Origin of the sequence: Amycolatopsis sp. ATCC 39116, from assembly GCF_000231075.2 — a bacterium.
GTDB lineage: Bacteria > Actinomycetota > Actinomycetes > Mycobacteriales > Pseudonocardiaceae > Amycolatopsis_E > Amycolatopsis_E tucumanensis.
In genome coordinates, this window is record NZ_AFWY03000051.1 from 45808 (window position 1) to 60415 (window position 14608).

Annotated in this window: 17 protein-coding genes; 9 read left to right on the forward strand and 8 right to left on the reverse strand. The window is 71.6% G+C overall.

Translation table 11 applies throughout. From position 1 onward, the window contains the following. The first annotated feature begins 34 nt into the window (after positions 1–34). A complete protein-coding gene (locus AMY39116_RS0333885) occupies positions 35–1024 on the forward strand; it encodes a YihY/virulence factor BrkB family protein (RefSeq protein WP_020422036.1) in 990 nt (329 codons plus the stop codon). Here the strand turns inward: AMY39116_RS0333885 and AMY39116_RS0333890 are convergent, their stop codons facing one another. Beyond that, positions 1025–2359 carry an MFS transporter gene (locus AMY39116_RS0333890; protein WP_020422037.1) on the reverse strand — a complete coding sequence of 445 codons (1335 nt, stop codon included), beginning with the start codon at positions 2357–2359 and terminating at the stop codon, positions 1025–1027. Between the two features lie 131 nt (positions 2360–2490). Next, a complete protein-coding gene (locus AMY39116_RS0333895) occupies positions 2491–3291 on the reverse strand; it encodes an alpha/beta fold hydrolase (RefSeq protein ID WP_020422038.1) in 801 nt (266 codons plus the stop codon). A 63-nt stretch (positions 3292–3354) separates the two neighbouring features. Between AMY39116_RS0333895 and AMY39116_RS0333900 the strand changes: the two genes are divergently transcribed. The 3 genes from AMY39116_RS0333900 (at position 3355) to AMY39116_RS44085 (ending at position 5306) form a co-directional block, all read left to right on the forward strand. After that, positions 3355–4317, forward strand: coding sequence for a sigma-70 family RNA polymerase sigma factor (locus tag AMY39116_RS0333900; RefSeq protein WP_020422039.1), 963 nt, complete (start codon positions 3355–3357; stop codon positions 4315–4317). A 104-nt stretch (positions 4318–4421) separates the two neighbouring features. Continuing rightward, positions 4422–4838 (forward strand): hypothetical protein, encoded by a 417-nt coding sequence (locus tag AMY39116_RS0333905; RefSeq protein WP_020422040.1) that lies wholly within the window; start codon positions 4422–4424, stop codon positions 4836–4838. Positions 4839–4925: 87 nt separating this feature from the next. Then, positions 4926–5306: an STAS domain-containing protein gene (locus AMY39116_RS44085; protein WP_020422041.1), complete on the forward strand. Its 381-nt coding sequence runs from the start codon at positions 4926–4928 to the stop codon at positions 5304–5306. Here the strand turns inward: AMY39116_RS44085 and AMY39116_RS0333915 are convergent. Both AMY39116_RS0333915 and AMY39116_RS0333920 read right to left on the reverse strand, forming a co-directional pair. Next, positions 5303–6289, reverse strand: coding sequence for an IS481 family transposase (locus AMY39116_RS0333915; protein WP_027936460.1), 987 nt, complete (start codon positions 6287–6289; stop codon positions 5303–5305). The genes AMY39116_RS44085 and AMY39116_RS0333915 overlap by 4 nt on opposite strands. A 120-nt stretch (positions 6290–6409) precedes the next feature. Further along, positions 6410–6868, reverse strand: coding sequence for a DUF2269 family protein (locus AMY39116_RS0333920; RefSeq protein ID WP_017984222.1), 459 nt, complete (start codon positions 6866–6868; stop codon positions 6410–6412). A 130-nt stretch (positions 6869–6998) separates the two neighbouring features. Between AMY39116_RS0333920 and AMY39116_RS0333925 the strand changes: the two genes are divergently transcribed. Next, the gene (locus tag AMY39116_RS0333925) at positions 6999–7970 is read left to right on the forward strand and encodes a GlxA family transcriptional regulator (RefSeq protein ID WP_020422043.1); all 972 of its coding nucleotides are present in this window, start codon (positions 6999–7001) and stop codon (positions 7968–7970) included. Positions 7971–8198: 228 nt separating this feature from the next. Here the strand turns inward: AMY39116_RS0333925 and AMY39116_RS0333930 are convergent, their stop codons facing one another. After that, on the reverse strand, positions 8199–8363 hold the full coding sequence (locus AMY39116_RS0333930; protein ID WP_157358783.1) for a hypothetical protein: 165 nt from the start codon (positions 8361–8363) through the stop codon (positions 8199–8201). A 90-nt stretch (positions 8364–8453) separates the two neighbouring features. Here AMY39116_RS0333930 and AMY39116_RS0333935 point away from each other — a divergent pair, with 90 nt between their 5' ends. Next, complete coding sequence (locus AMY39116_RS0333935; protein ID WP_027936461.1) at positions 8454–9071, forward strand: TetR/AcrR family transcriptional regulator; 618 nt, start codon at positions 8454–8456, stop codon at positions 9069–9071. Position 9072: 1 nt separating this feature from the next. Here the strand turns inward: AMY39116_RS0333935 and AMY39116_RS0333940 are convergent, their stop codons facing one another. Genes AMY39116_RS0333940 through AMY39116_RS0333950 form a run of 3 tightly spaced genes read right to left on the reverse strand, consistent with a single transcriptional unit; the run spans position 9073 to position 11704 of the window. After that, complete coding sequence (locus AMY39116_RS0333940; protein ID WP_020422046.1) at positions 9073–9540, reverse strand: flavin reductase family protein; 468 nt, start codon at positions 9538–9540, stop codon at positions 9073–9075. Continuing rightward, positions 9537–10469, reverse strand: a complete 933-nt coding sequence (locus AMY39116_RS0333945; protein ID WP_020422047.1) for an alpha/beta hydrolase — start codon at positions 10467–10469, stop codon at positions 9537–9539. Before AMY39116_RS0333945 ends, AMY39116_RS0333940 begins: the two co-directional genes overlap by 4 nt. Further along, positions 10466–11704 carry an acyl-CoA dehydrogenase family protein gene (locus AMY39116_RS0333950; RefSeq protein ID WP_020422048.1) on the reverse strand — a complete coding sequence of 413 codons (1239 nt, stop codon included), beginning with the start codon at positions 11702–11704 and terminating at the stop codon, positions 10466–10468. The genes AMY39116_RS0333945 and AMY39116_RS0333950 overlap by 4 nt, the downstream gene beginning before the upstream one ends. Before the next feature lie 215 nt (positions 11705–11919). Here AMY39116_RS0333950 and AMY39116_RS0333955 point away from each other — a divergent pair, with 215 nt between their 5' ends. The 3 genes from AMY39116_RS0333955 (at position 11920) to AMY39116_RS0333970 (ending at position 14477) form a co-directional block, all read left to right on the forward strand. Next, a complete protein-coding gene (locus AMY39116_RS0333955) occupies positions 11920–13320 on the forward strand; it encodes an APC family permease (RefSeq protein ID WP_027936463.1) in 1401 nt (466 codons plus the stop codon). Between the two features lie 11 nt (positions 13321–13331). Continuing rightward, positions 13332–13730, forward strand: a complete 399-nt coding sequence (locus AMY39116_RS0333960; RefSeq protein WP_020422050.1) for a hypothetical protein — start codon at positions 13332–13334, stop codon at positions 13728–13730. Between the two features lie 159 nt (positions 13731–13889). Next, positions 13890–14477 (forward strand): hypothetical protein, encoded by a 588-nt coding sequence (locus AMY39116_RS0333970; RefSeq protein WP_235716266.1) that lies wholly within the window; start codon positions 13890–13892, stop codon positions 14475–14477. The last annotated feature ends 131 nt before the right edge of the window (positions 14478–14608 follow it).

Below are 14608 nucleotides of genomic sequence, written 5' to 3' on the forward strand. Positions count from 1 at the left end.
CCATCGCGCAGACGCCGACGGTGGGAGTGCAACCGTGAGCGAGCACAACAGGGAAAGCGTTGTCAGCAAGGCGAAGGCCGGCCTCGACCGCGCGGACGCGGTACAGCAGCAGCACACCGCGCTCTCCGTGCCGGTCGCCGTGGTGAAGAAGTTCGTCGAGGACCAGTCCACGAACCTGGCTAGCATGATCGCGTTCTGGGCGTTCTTCTCGATCTTCCCGCTGTTCCTCGTCCTGATCACCCTGCTCGGGTTCTTCGTGCCGGACGACCTGAAGGGCGACGTCCTCGGACACGTCGGCTCGATGTTCCCGTTGCTGGACCCCGCCACCATGCAGGGCTTCGGCGGCTCGGTGTGGGCGCTGGTCCTCGGGCTGGTGACCGCGCTGTGGAGCGGGATCGCGGTCGTGCGCGCCACCCAGACCGCGTTCAACTCGGTGTGGGAGCTGCCGTTCCACGCGCGCCCTAGCCTGCCCGAGCAGATCGGCCGCAGCGTGCTCGTGCTGGTGACGATCGGGCTCGGCCTGGTGGTGAGCACGCTCATAAGCGGGTTCGTCTCCAGCGGCACGGACCTGCTGAACCTGGGGTGGCTGGGCCGGATCCTGGGCTACGCCGTCGCGATCGTCCTGGACATCGCATTGTTCGTCGCCGCGTTCCGGATCCTCACCGACCGCGACATCTCCACCCGGGACGTGCTGCCCGGCGCGGTGCTCTCCGGCGTGCTGTTCTGGGTCCTGCAAACGCTTTCGTCGCTGATCATCAGCCGCTACCTGCAGAACGCGCAGAGCACCTACGGCACGTTCGCCACGGTCATCACGCTGCTCTGGTGGTTCTACCTGCAGAGCATCATCACGTTGCTCGGCGCGCAGCTCAACGTCGTGCTCAAGGACCGGCTGCACCCGCGCGCGCTGGTCGGCGCCCCGGAGACGGACGCCGACCACCGCGCTTACGAGTCCTACGCGGAGGAACGCTCCTACCACGAGCAGGAACGGGTGGACACCGAGTTCCCGCCCGAGCAGCGCCGCTGACTACTCGGCGCCGGTGACGAACGCCTCCCGCTCGGCGGCGGGACGTTCGCGCAGGGCGAGGACCGCGGCCAGCGTCACCAGGCAGGCCACCAGCATGTAGCCCGACACCGACAGCGACGTGCCGGTCTCCCCGACGAGCCAGGTCGACACCAGCGGCGCGAACCCGCCGCCGAGGATGGCGCCGAAGGCGTAGGCGAAGGACACCCCGCTGTACCGGATGCCGGCTGGGAACAGCTCGCTGTAAGCCGCTGCCTGCGGGCCGTAGGTCAGGCCGAGCCCGAAGCCCAGCACGATCACCGCGGCCAGCATGAGCGGCACCGAGCGGGTGTCGAACAGCAGGAAGAACGGGAACGTCCAGGCGCCCATCGCCAGCGTGCCGACGAGGTAGGTCTTCCGCCTGCCCCAGCCGTCCGACCAGTGCCCGGCCAGCAGCGTGAACACACCCCACGACACCGCGCCGACCATGCCCACGAACAACATCGTCGTGCTGGACAGCTTGAGCGTGCGGGTGCCGTAGGAGTTGATGAACGCGATCAGGATGTAGCCGACCATGTTGTTGGCGATGAACAGCCCGATCGCGACGACGAGCTCACGCCGGTTGGTGCGCAGCAGCTCGGCCAGCGGCGCCGACCGGCGGGCGCGGCGGGCGCGCAGCTCGCTGAACACCGGGCTCTCCGAGACCCTGGCCCGCACGAAGAAGCCGACCGCGATCAGCACGACGCTGAGCAGGAACGGAATCCGCCAGCCCCAGCGCGCGAACTGGTCGTCGGTGGTCGCGGCGGACACGCTGAAGAACACCAGGTTCGCCAGCAGCAACCCGATCGGCACGCCGATCTGCGGGAACGAGCCGAAGTAGCCGCGGCGGCCGGACGGCGCGTGCTCCACCGACATCAGCGCCGCGCCGCCCCACTCACCGCCCGCGGACAGGCCCTGCAGCAGCCGCAGCACGACGAGCAGCACCGGCGCGGCGACACCGATCGAGTCGTAGCCGGGCAGCAGCCCGACACCGATCGTGGAAATCCCCATCAGCAGCAGGGTCGCGACAAGAACCGCCTTGCGGCCGACCCGGTCACCGAGGTGCCCGGCGACGATCCCGCCGATCGGCCGCGCCACGAAGCTCACCCCGAGCGTCGCGAACGAGGCCAGCAGCGCCGCGGTCCCGTCCAGCGAGGGGAAGAACTGCTTGCCGAACACCAGGCTCGCGGCCGAGGCGTAGATGAAGAAGTCGTACCACTCGATGGTCGTGCCGACGAGGCTCGCGCCGACGACGCGGCGCAGCTGCCGGCCGTCGTGCGCCGAGCTCGTCCGGGCCGAGGCCTCGGGCGTGTGCGTCATGGGCCATCCCTTCCCGCCATTGGAAAGAAGATCAAAGGTTTGATTAGTTCCCTGGCAACCTAGATCCCACAGTGCCGGAAGACCAGTGGCGGGTGCAGACCTTTACCGTCCTGAGACCTTCGACCGCCCGGTCACAGGAAGTCACGCAGCCGCGCGGCGAAAGCGGCCGGGTCGCCGGCGAAGCCGGTGTGGTCGCCGGGGAACCGGACCGGTTCGACGCCCAGCTCCTTCGCCAGCGCCTCCGACGTGCGTTCGCACAGCTGACCGGCGGACTCGGTGCCGATGCCGACCACCACGGGGCGGGTGCGCAGGACGTCGAAGTCCGGGATCCAGCGGGTGGTCGGGCGGTACATGTGCGCGTACTGGAAGTCCGCGTCGGCCCGGTCCCGCGGGCTCGGCTCCTGGGCGAAGAACTGCTGGAAGACCGGCTCCGGGAGGTCGATGCCGGCCATCACCAGGAACTTCCGCATGGCGCCGACCGGGTCGCCGCCGAAGTGGGTCGCGATGACCTCCTCGCCCTGCGCGCGGATCCGCTCGGCGTCCGGGAGCAGGTCGCTCAGCGGCGGTTCGTGCGCGATGACGGTGGTGACCAGGTCCGGGCGCGCCTGGGCGAGAGCGAGGACGCTGACCGCGCCGCCGCTGGAACCCAGCACCACGGCCGGGCCGGCGTCGGCGTGCTCGATGAGCCGGGCGAGGTCGTCGGCGCGCATCTCCGGCGTGGAGTCCTGGTCCGGGTCGTCGACCGGGCTGCGGTTGATGCCGCGCGGGTCGGTGGTGAGGACGGTGTGGTCGGTGGCGAGCAGCTCGGCGAGCGGGGTGAACGACCGCGCGTCCATGGGTGCGCCGACGAGCACGACGAGCGGGCCGTGGCCGCGGATCTCGTGGTAGAGCTCGGCGCCGGGGACGCGGAGTGTGCCGGCGATCTGGGACATCGGATCCTCCTCGGGAAGTGGGTTCACAGGTGTGACCGCCGGTGTGGGGCAGAATCATCGCTCGTGACGGAACTGGCCGTTGACCTGGAGCGGGCGCGCGCCGGGGACGACTCGGCGTTCACGCGGCTGGTCGAGCCGCTGCGGCGGGAGCTGCACGCGCACTGCTACCGGATGCTGGGGTCGGCGCACGACGCCGACGACGCGTTGCAGGAGGCGCTGCTCCGGGCGTGGCGGGGGCTGGCGCGCTTCGAGGGGCGCGCGTCGCTGCGGTCGTGGCTGTACACGGTGGCGACGCGGACCTGCCTGGACGCGGTGGAGCGGCGCGGCAGGCGGGCGTTGCCGATGGACCTCGGACCGTCCAGCGAGCACGTGGTCGCCGGTGACTCGCCGCGGACGGACGTCGAGTGGCTCGGGCCGTACCCGACGGGGCCGGACGCGCGGGCCGAGCAGCGGGAGGCGGTCGAGCTGGCGTTCGTGGCCGCGTTGCAGCACCTGCCGGGGAACCAGCGGGCGGCGCTGGTGTTGTTCGAGGTGCTGGGGTTCTCGGCGGCCGAGATCGCGTCGATGATGGGCACCTCGGCGGCGTCGGTGAACTCGGCGCTGCAACGGGCCCGGCGCGTGGTGCCGACGCGGGAGCCGGTGCCGTCGGACGCGCGGGTGCGGACGCTGGCGTCGGACTACGCCAGCGCCCTGGAGCGGGGCGACGCGGACGCGCTGGTGGCGCTGCTGACCGAGGACGTGACGTGGTCGATGCCGCCGATGCCGCACTGGTACCGCGGGATCGACGCGGCGATGTCCTTCGCTCGCCGGTACCCGCTGGCGTCCTGCGGCTCGTGGCGGCACCGGATCGTTTCGGCCAACGGGTTGCCCGCAGTGGCGTCGTACCTGCGCTCGTCGCCGGGCGGGCCGTTCGAGAGCTGGTCGATCAACGTGCTCCGGCCGCGGGACGGGCGGATCGCGGAGATCACGTCGTTCGTGGCGCGTGAGCACTTCGCGGTGTTCGGGCTGCCGGACGCGCTGGACTGAACGGGCACGGTCCTCTGTGGACCGGTTTACCGTCGGTGACCATGGGTAAACCGATGATCCTCCGGTTGACGAGTCAGCGGAGGAGGTGATGCATCGTGGATGACATGGTGCATCGGCCGGATCGGTTCACCAGCGTCGTGGACGGGCCGTCCGAACTGGCGGCCCTCCGGCGGCGGGTGCGGGTCATGCTCGCGGGCGTCGGCGAGGAACACGTCGTCGACGCGCTGCTGGTGACCGATGAAATCGCCGGCATCGCCTGGCTGTCCACGCGCCAGCCGTTCACGTTGCGGCTGGGCTGGGCGGGCGCGGACACCATCCGCGTCGACGTCACGATCGCCGCCGAGCCACCCGCCCGCGGGGACCTCGGCACGTCGGCGCGGGTCCTCGACGGGATCGCCGCCAGGTGGGGCATGACGCCACGCCGCGGCGAAACGGTGCTGTGGGCGGATGTCCCGGTCGCCGCCCCGGTCACGCCGGACGGTCCGGCGCTGGACGCGGTGCACGTCACGGAACCGGCGTGACGGTGGTCGCCGGTGGTCCGGGAACCGGGCCACCGGCGACGGCGGTTAGAGTGTCCGGGCTGAACTGACCGACGATGGAGGAGATCCGTGCCGCAGGCCTTCGCCACCCGCTGGACGCGCGAGGGCAGCGAAGTCATCGTCACCATCGTCGGCGAGGTCGACCTCACCACGGCGCCCCGCGTGCGCGAAGCCGTGAAGGACGCCCGCGACAGCGCCGGCCCGGTCGCGCTCACCACCGTGATCCTGGACCTGTCCGAGGTCGAGCACCTGGACTCCCTCGGCCTGGCGGTGCTGGTCGAGACCGCCGCCGAGTGCCACTCCGCGGAGCAGGCGCTCGCGCTGGTCTGCCCGACGCCGGTCGTGACGCGGCCGCTGGAGATGACCGGCCTCGACGGAATCCTCACGATCACCGCGTCACTGGACGAGGCCCGCGAGGTGGCGCGGGAGTACCTCTCCGGCAAGTCCTAGGTGTTCTGTCCCGTGAGGTTGGGTATGCGGGTGGCGGGTGGGCCGCCGATGCTGGTGTGGTGTCGGTGATGGTTGTAGTAGTGGAGGAAGCCGGGCAAGGCGGCGCGCCGTGCGGTTTCTGAGTGGTAGGGCTGGGCGTAGGCCCATTCGTCGAGCAGGGTGCGGTTGAACCGCTCGACTTTGCCGTTGGTTTGGGGGCGGTAGGGGCGGGTGCGTTTGTGTTGGATGCCGGCGGCGGTGAGGGTGTTGCGCCAGTTGCGTGAGCGGTAGCAGGAGCCGTTGTCGGTCAGCACTCGCTGCACGGTGATGCCGTGGGAGGCGAAGAACGCCTGGGCCCGGGTCCAGAACGCGACCGCACTGGTCTGGGTCTCGTCGGGCAGGATCTCGGCGTAAGCCAGCCGGGAGTGATCGTCCACGGCGTTGTGCAGGTAGCTGTAGCCGATCTGGGGTTTGCCGTGGGGGTAGCGGGCGGTGGTGGTGGCCTTGCGGTGCTGGTTGCCGGTGGCGCGGTCGCAGATCTTGTGGCCGCCGCCGTCGGGGATGTTGCCCAGCTTCTTGATGTCGACGTGCACCAGCTCACCCGGTGTGGCGCGTTCGTAGCGGCGCACCACCCGCCCGGTGGCCCGGTCCAGGTGCCGCAGACGGGCCAGGCCGTAGCGGGTCAGCACGCGATGCACCGTAGAGGCGGCCAACCCCAGCAGGGCGGCGATGCGGGCCGGCCCCCACCGGCGCGCCACCCGGACCTTGATGATCCGCCGCTCGGTCCGGGTCGGGGTGCGGTGCGGGCTGCGATGCGGACGTGAGGAGCGGTCGACCATGCCGGCCTCACCCTCGTCACGGTAACGGTCGGTCCACCGTTTCGCGGTGGCCACCGACACCTGGAACCGCTCCGCCGCCCGCCGCAGCGGCCACCCCTCCTCCACGACACACCGGGCCAGACGCAGTCTGCCGGTCGGGGTCAACGGCGCGTTACGGTGAGACACGAGGACCTCCTGCGGTGCGGTGCAGATTGTGGTGATCCACACCGAACCCGGAGGTCCTCCCTCATATCAAGATCATCCAACTACGCGTCCCCGCGTTCACAACCTCCCCGAGCAGTACACCTAGGCGCTGGTCGTCGAGCCGGGGCGGACGATCATCAGGACCGTGACTACGGCCCACAGGACGTTGAAGATCCCGGTGTACATCGCCAGCCGCGCCGGGGCGCGTGGCTCCGGTTCCGCCTGCTCCGCGATCCCGTCCAGGATGCCCTGCTGGCGCGGCAGCACCACCAGCACGAGCACGGCCGCCGCGATCGCGGTCAGCACGATGGACACGATCACCCACGCGTCGCCCGTCACGCCGAGGCTGCCAGCGGTCGCGAACCCGAACACCGGGATCGCGATGCCGACCGCGGCGTAGACCCGGCAGATGCGGTGCAGCGTGCGCAGCACCGCGAGGTCGTGGTCGGTGCCGCCGGTCGCGCGGCGGGTCGCGGCGGGGAACATGCTGGCCGCGACGGTGACCGGGCCGATCGCGACCAGCGCCGCGAGCACGTGGAGGGAGAGCAGTACCTTCGTCACGCCCCGGGACGGTAACGGCCGCCGGTGATCACCGGAACTGGCTCGATGGCCAACTTCCACAAGATTCTCGCCAACCCGCTGACCAGGGCGGTCCTGGCGCGGCGACGTGGCGAGGACCTACGGTGTCGCCATGCACACGGTCGCCGTGCTGGCGCTGGACCAGGTGGTCCCGTTCGACCTGGCCACCCCGATCGAGATCTTCACCAGGACCCGCCTGCCCGGCGGGCGCCCGGCCTACCGGGTGCGCGTCTGCGCCCCGACGCCAGAGGTCAGCGCGGGCACGTTCACGGTCCGGGCCGAGTGGGGCCTGGAGGCGCTCGCCGACGCCGACACGATCATCCTGCCCGGCTGCGCCGATCCGACGGTGCCGGTGCCGGAGGACGTGCTGGACGCCCTGCGCAAGGCGGCCGCCGACGGCACCCGGATAGCGTCGGTCTGCGCCGGCGCGTTCGTCCTCGCCGCGACCGGCCTGCTCGACGGCCTGCGCGCGACGACGCACTGGGTGGCCGCGGACCTGCTCGCCCGGCGGCACCCGGAGATCGAGGTCGACCCGGACGTGCTGTACGTGGACAACGGCCAGTTCCTCACCTCGGCGGGCGCCGCGGCCGGGATGGACCTGTGCCTGCACCTCATCCGGCGCGACCACGGCTCGGCGGTGGCAGCCGACGCGGCGCGCCTGTCGGTGATGCCGCTGGAGCGGGAGGGCGGCCAGGCGCAGTTCATCGTGCACGACCAGCCGCCGGCGCCGCGGGGTTCGGTGCTGGAGCCGGTGCTGCGGTGGATGACCGACCACCTCGACCGGGACCTGACGCTGAACGACATCGCGGCGCGGGCGGGCATGAGCACGCGGTCGCTGAACCGGCGCTTCCGCGAGCAGACCGGGACGACGCCGCTGCAGTGGCTGCACCGTGAGCGCATCCGGCAGGCGCAGTACCTGCTGGAAACGACGCGGCACCCGGTGGACCGCATCGCGGGGCAGGTGGGTTTCGGTTCGCCGACCGCGTTCCGCGAGCGGTTCCGGCGGGTGGTCGGCACGAGCCCGAACGCCTACCGGGCGGCGTTCCAGCGGCGGGAGCCGGCGCAGCCGGGCACGCCTTCGTAGCGGCGCCGGGGCTTTGGCGCGCCGTCAGCACAAGCGCCACCCCGCCGCGCTCCAGCGGCGGGAACGGACCCAGCCGGGGTCGTCTCCGCGACAGCCGCCCGGGCCGGGTTTCGATTCCCGCGGCGAACCGGCTGAGGCCCGGCGAACCCTCGCAGCAGCGGCTCCACGGCCGATTCCGGTGCGTCGACCCCAGCTGACACCGACCGCGCTGCGGTCAGCAAAGGGAACCTACCCAGCGAGGCACCAAACCTTCCGGCCCCGGCGCGCCGTCGCCCTCCCACGGGCCGAACCAGCCGTCCGCTCCGGATCGGTGACGTCGGCCCGCACCTCCTCGACCGGCGCACCGATCTCCCGGCTCAGCACCAGGTCGCTCCCGTCCAGCCGTCCACCCATCCGACCGCTCCTCCCGGCGAAAAGGGCGATCCTGACCACGCCAACGATCGAGACGGGGCCGTCCCGTCCACTCCTGGTACTGTCCGGGACATGACCCGGACCCGTCGCGCGCCCAGTGGCGCCGCCGTGCTGCGTGTCGAGCTCACGGACGCCATCGTCGAGGTCGTGATCGACGAACTCGCCGAGAAGGGCTACGCCCGCACCTCGATGGACGGCGTGGCCAGGCGGGCGGAGGTCGGGAAGAGCTCCCTGTACCGCCGGTGGCCGTCGAAGCAGGACATGGTGGCCGACGCGGTCTCCCAGCTGAGCGTCCCGCTGGTCGACATCCCCGACAGCGGCTCCCTGCGCGGCGACATCGAGCGCGCCTTCGAGATGGTCGTGCAGTGGCTCAGCGACGAGCGCCTCGGCCGGATCCTGCCCGACCTGACCGCCGAGGCGAAGCGCAACCCGGCACTGGCCAAGGCCATGACCGAGCACCTGGAGGAGCCGCGCCGCGCCAAGGCGGAACCGGTGCTGGACCGCGCGATCGCCCGGGGCGAGCTGCCGCCGGACGTGGACCGGGAACTGGCGCTCGACATCTTCGCCGCCCCGATCTACTGGCGCTACACCGTCCGCCGCACCGAGATCACGCCCGAGTTCCTGGCGACGCTGACCGATTCGACGCTGGCGTTCCTCGGCGCGCGGCCGGCGAAGAAGCGCCGCAAGTAGTTCACCGCAGCACCCGGAACGTGCTGCGGTGGAACACCACCGGCTCCGCGCCGGGGAATTCCGTCAGCGCCGTGATCCCGAGCAGCGCGATGACGTGGTCCCCGGCGTCGACCTCGCCGGTCAGCCGGCATTCGAGCTGCAAGGCGCTGTCCTCGACCAGCACGGCGCTGCCCCGCGCCACCCACGGCACCCCGGCGAACCGGTCCCCCTCCGGCATCGCCAGGCTGCGGCAGATCCCGCCCTGCCCGGCCGACAGCACGCTGACCCCGAGTTCCGGCGCGGCACGCAACGTCCGCCAGGTCCGCGACTCCTTCCGCACGCACACCGAAACCAGCGGCGGGTCCAGGGAAACGGCGGTGAACGTGCTCGCGGCCATGCCCACCGGTTCACCGCCGACCAGCGCGCACACCGCCGCCACCCCGCTCGGGAACTGGCCGAACGCCGCCCGCAACGTGCTCCCGTCGATCATGTCGCCACTCCTTCCAGCTCGAACGCGCCGCGGAGGAACTCGACCGCCGGGCCAACCACCTCCGGGCTGCTGAACACCGCCGTCGCGTGGTCCGCGCCCGGCACGACCTCCAAAGTGGACTTTCCACCCGCGGCGAGCACAGCCTCGTGCAGCCGCCTGCTCTGCCCCAGCCCGCACCGGCGGTCGGCGTCGCCGTGGCTGATCCGGAACGGCGGCACCCGCGGCGCCGCCGCCACCGCGCGGGACACCGCCGCCCCGGCCACCACGCCGGGCCGCGAAGCCAGCGGGAACCCGAAGAACTGCGACCCGACGTCGACCATGTTCCGCAGACCGGCCTCCGTCGGCTCGAAGGCGTCCTCGGTGATCGTCGAAAAATCGGTGACCGGGTAGTGCAGCACCACCGCGGACAGCCGCGCGGACACCGCCGGGTGGTCGCCGACCGGCCGTCCGATCCGGTCGGTGAGCGCGGCCAGCCCCATCAGGTACCCGCCGGCGGAACTGCCCCACCCGGCGACGCGCGCCGGGTCCAGCCCGTACCGGTGGGCGTGGACGCGGACCCACCGGATCGCGGCGAGCACGTCCTCGACCGGCTCCGGGTACCGCGCCTCGCCGGCGAGCCGGTAGTCCACCGACGCCACCGCGATCCCGTACCGCGGCAGGCTCGCCCACGGCCCCATTTCCTTGACGCCGCCGAGGAAACTGCCGCCGTGCGCGTAGACCACCACCGGCACCGGGCCGGTCGCGCCGAGCGGGACGTGCAGGTCCAGCGTCAGCGGCCGCCAGCCGACCGGGATCGCGTACTTGACGTTCAGGTACGACTCGGCGTCGTCGAGGACCCGCACCGGCCGGACCGTCCACAAGCGAGGGTCGGCCATGTGGTGCGACGCGGGCCGCGCGAAGGCGACGTCGGACGGGTGCGGCAGCGTCATGCCTTGCGCACCCCCGGCAGGTAGCGGCCGGCATCAGGGATCTCGCCGCTCAGCTCGGCGGCGCCGACGAACGCGTTCTTGGCGTCGATGCTGTCGTGGCTGGCGAACGTGCGGGCGTTGCGCCAGAACCGGTCCAGCCGGTACTTGTTGGCGGTGCTGCGCGCGCCGGTGAGGTCGTGCACGCGTGCCGTGACGTCGAGCGCCGCCGTGGTGCACACGACCTTGACCTTGAAGAACTCGGTCATCAGGGTGCGCAGGTCGGTCGTGTCGTCGGAGTTCGCCAGCTTCCGGCAGGTGTCCAGCAGGTAGGCGCGGCCGGCGGCGAGTTCCGCGGCCATCTCGCCGATCTGCCGGTGCATCAGCGGGTCCTCCATCGCGGAGGCGAACATCGGCATGCTCGCGCGGTTCAGCCCCCGCAGGTACTCCAGCATCGCCGCGTACGCGCCTTCGCCGATCCCCTGCAGCAACAGCGCGTGGCCGGGCAGGACGAGGTCGACGAACACGACCTCCGACTCGGGCGCCGCGTAGTGCCACCCGTCGGGCACGAACACCTCGGCGTAGGTGATGGTCTGGCTGATCGTGCCGCGCTGGCCCATGTTGTCCCAGTCGCCGTGCACCTCGACGCCGGGCGCGTCGAGCCGGATCAGCGCGTGGTGCCGGGTGGTCGCACCGTCCGGCCCGGTGAGGCGGAAGCTGACGTTCGCCAGGTCGCGGCCACCGCCGCCGCTGTTGGTGTTGAAGGTCTTCACGCCGTTGACGACCACCCCGCCGTCCACCCGGCGGCCCGTGACCGGTCCGGTGCCGCCGGTTTCGGCGTTGGAGGCGACGATCCGGCGCCCCTCGGAGATCAGCTCGTCGGCGAGTGCCTGCTTGGTCGACGCGGGCAGCGACGCGGACATCACCTCGCGGGCCTGCAGCGCGGTGGTCGACCAGCACTGGCCGGTCGACCCGTCGCCCGCGGTCACCTCCAGCGCCGCCTCGACCACCCGGTCCCAGCCGGCGAAGGTGCCGCCCGTCCACAGACCGCCGAATTCGACGGGGACGTTCGCGCGCTGCAGACCGGCCTCGCCGAGCAGGCGCATCGCCTCGGTGGGATCGACGCCGAGTGCGTCCACCTCGACGCCCAGCTCGGCGATGCGCGGCCGGAGCGCCCTTGCGCGCTCGACGACCTCGTCATAGCTCGCGGGCGCCGAGGGCCAGGCGGGGATTTCGCGGAATTGCGTGGAAACGGACATGAACGCCGTCCTTCCGGGAGGAATCGAGAAATGGACGAGACGGTATCGTCTCGACCACGGTAACTCGTCCGGAGCGGACCAACAAGAGTCTGGACACGCCGGGAGCGCCCGGCGTACGCTGCTCGGACGCGACGATACCGTATCGACCATTCGCGAGCGCTGTTCCGTGGCGTGGTGGGGGGACCGCCATTCACCCCGGATGTCCAGGAGTGCTCATGAACCCAGACGGAAACCACCACCGGTTGCGACCCAACGCGGTGGGCATCTTCGACATGATCCTCATGGTGATCGCGGTGACCGCACCGCTGACCGCGGTCGCCTCGAACCTCTCGCTGAGCCTCGCGTTCGGCGCCGGCACCGGCACGGTCGGCGTGCTCGTCCTGGTGCTGGCGATCCTGCTGGTGTTCTCCGCGGGCTACGTGGCGCTGAGCCGCCAGGTGGTCAACGCGGGCGCCTACTTCGCCTACATCGGGTTCGGCCTCGGCCGGCGCATGGGCGGCGCGTCGGCGCTCGTGGCGACGCTGGCCTACAACGTCGCGGCGGCCGGGATGTCCGTGGCCGTCGGGTACTTCGGCCACGCCGGGCTGTCCGCCTACCTCGGGGTGGACGTCCCGTGGTGGGTGATCGCGCTGGTGGCGGTGGCGGCCACCTGGGTCGTCGGCTACTTCGGCGTGACGATCGCGGGCAAGGTCAACGTGTTCGTGGCCGTGACAGAGTTCGCGGTGCTGCTGGCGTTCGCGATCGCGGTGCTGGTGCGGCGGCCGGGCGGGTTCTCGTTCGACGTGCTCGCGCCGGGCACCGTGTTCGGCGGGAACTTCGGGCTCGCCGTGGTGTTCTGCATCCTGTCCTTCGCCGGGTACGAGGCCGCCGCCATCTACGGCGAGGAGGCGCGGTCGGCGCGGCGGAACGTCGGCCGGGCAACGTACTCCGCGCTGATCGTGCTGGCCGTGACGTTCGTGTTCGTCATGTGGGCGATCGCGGCGGCGTTCCCGGACGCGGCCGCGGCGGCGCAGGCCGATCCCGGCGCGCTGCTGGTCTCGGCGATCACCGCCTACCTCGGCGGGTGGGCCGGGCCGGTGCTGAGCCTGATGATCACGTTCAGCTTCTTCGCCGCGGCGCTGTCCTTCCACGCGATCGCGTCGCGGTACATGTTCTCCCTGGCGCGCGACGGGTTCCTGCCCCGGTCGCTGAGCCGGGTGCACCACCGGCGGCGGACGCCGGTGTCCGCGGGGACCGTGCAGCTGGTCGTGTGCGTGCTGGTGGTGGTGCCGTTCGCGGTGGCGGGCGCCGATCCGATCGCGACGTTCTTCCCCGCGGTCTCCGGGATCACCGCGCTGGCGATCATCTACCTGATGGCGGCGTGCTCGGCGAGCATCGTCACCGCGGCCGCGCGCGGGCGGATCAGCGGGTCCACGTGGGCGGTGCGGGTGGCGCCGTCGATCGCGTGCGTGGCGCTGGTGAGCTGCGGGGTGGTCATCGTCGCGCACTACACGGAAATCACCGGCAGCGATTCGCCCGTCATCAGCGCACTGCCGCTGTCCCTCGTCGTCGCTGCGGTCTACGGCTGGCTCGCGGCGCGGACCCGGACCGTCACCGAGGAACCGGCTCTGGCCTGAAAGGAAGTCCGATGAGCTACACCCCCAATCCCGGCGACACGCTGGTGTTCGAGAACGACCGCGTGCGCGTGTGGTCGATGACGCTCCCGCCGCGCGGGATGTACGACTGGCACCAGCACCACCACGACCACCTGATCATCTGGCCGGACCCGGGCCGCGCGGAGGCGCAGCGCCTCGGCGACGAGGACTGGACGCTGCGGCAGACCGCGGAGGCCGGGTACGTGGCGTTCAAGACCGTCGGCAGCGGCGGACCCCTGACGCCGCACCGGATCCGCAACCTGGAGGACCACGCCGTGACGCACTACATTGTGGAGCTGATCAGCGAACCGTCACCGAGCCCGGTGGAGCTGCCGTCGGAGACGAACGACCGCGGCTCGGCGGTGGACGTCCGGACGGGCGAGCCGTTCTAGGGAGGTCACGTGCGAGTCGCCCTGCGCTCAGCGTGGAGCAGCGCGACGGCTCGCTCTGCCGGACCGGCGGCTGGGTTTCCGCGAGGTGCGCCGCCGTGATCGCAAGATCGCGATGAGGTACCGCGGAACGCCTTGACCGGCTACGGCATCATGACCCGCGTGAAGCGTGGATCTTTCTTCCGGACAGCAGCGGTGGTGGCGGCGGCGCTGACCGCCTCGGCGTGTGGATCGTCCTCTTCGGACGCTCCGGCCCCGCCGGCGACGAGCAGCAGCGCCCCGCCGCCCATCGTGGAACCCACAACGCCGCCGGGCACTTCGCTGACGGTCGGGCAGCGCGCGGTGGTCAGCTACTCCGACGGGATCGACGAGGGTCTGCTGGCGATCACCGTCACCGCGATCGAGCAGGCGGACCAGAACGAGTTCCGGACCGCGTTCGGGGACCGGGCGCAGGGGCTGACGCCGTACTGCATCCGCTACACCGTGGAGAACCTGACCGGGATCGACTTCGGCACCAAGGTCGGCCCGAAGCTGGAGGCCCTGGTCGGCGACGGGGAGACCACGGGAACGTTCATCACGGGCGACATCCCGAGCTGCGCCCCACGCCTGTCCCCCGGCGACTTCGACCACCCCGGCGCGCGGTACGAGAACGCGGACCTGGACGCGACGTCCCCGGACGCCCCGGTGGTGGCGGCCCGCTACGACGGCAACGACTACGACGGCAATCCGCTGGTGTGGCGCATGCCCTGACCCCCGGTGTGTGGTGTTGGCGCGGTGGTGGTGCACGGTGGCCGCCGGGTACCACCACCACCCCCGACGCCGCGGCCACGGTGCCGAGCGCCGCTGCCGGACGAGCCACGCCACGACCGAGCGCCGCTGCC

Bases quoted from the DNA above. Each gene is read 5' to 3' on its own strand.
- AMY39116_RS0333955 (WP_027936463.1), top strand. From the start codon at position 11,920: ATGAACCCAGACGGAAACCACCACCGGTTGCGACCCAACGCGGTGGGC.
- AMY39116_RS0333890 (WP_020422037.1), bottom strand. From the start codon at position 2,359: ATGACGCACACGCCCGAGGCCTCGGCCCGGACGAGCTCGGCGCACGAC.
- AMY39116_RS0333895 (WP_020422038.1), bottom strand. From the start codon at position 3,291: ATGTCCCAGATCGCCGGCACACTCCGCGTCCCCGGCGCCGAGCTCTAC.
- AMY39116_RS0333950 (WP_020422048.1), bottom strand. From the start codon at position 11,704: ATGTCCGTTTCCACGCAATTCCGCGAAATCCCCGCCTGGCCCTCGGCG.
- AMY39116_RS0333960 (WP_020422050.1), top strand. From the start codon at position 13,332: ATGAGCTACACCCCCAATCCCGGCGACACGCTGGTGTTCGAGAACGAC.
- AMY39116_RS0333940 (WP_020422046.1), bottom strand. From the start codon at position 9,540: ATGATCGACGGGAGCACGTTGCGGGCGGCGTTCGGCCAGTTCCCGAGC.
- AMY39116_RS0333935 (WP_027936461.1), top strand. From the start codon at position 8,454: ATGACCCGGACCCGTCGCGCGCCCAGTGGCGCCGCCGTGCTGCGTGTC.
- AMY39116_RS0333905 (WP_020422040.1), top strand. From the start codon at position 4,422: ATGGTGCATCGGCCGGATCGGTTCACCAGCGTCGTGGACGGGCCGTCC.
- AMY39116_RS0333925 (WP_020422043.1), top strand. From the start codon at position 6,999: ATGCACACGGTCGCCGTGCTGGCGCTGGACCAGGTGGTCCCGTTCGAC.
- AMY39116_RS0333930 (WP_157358783.1), bottom strand. From the start codon at position 8,363: ATGGGTGGACGGCTGGACGGGAGCGACCTGGTGCTGAGCCGGGAGATC.
- AMY39116_RS0333945 (WP_020422047.1), bottom strand. From the start codon at position 10,469: ATGACGCTGCCGCACCCGTCCGACGTCGCCTTCGCGCGGCCCGCGTCG.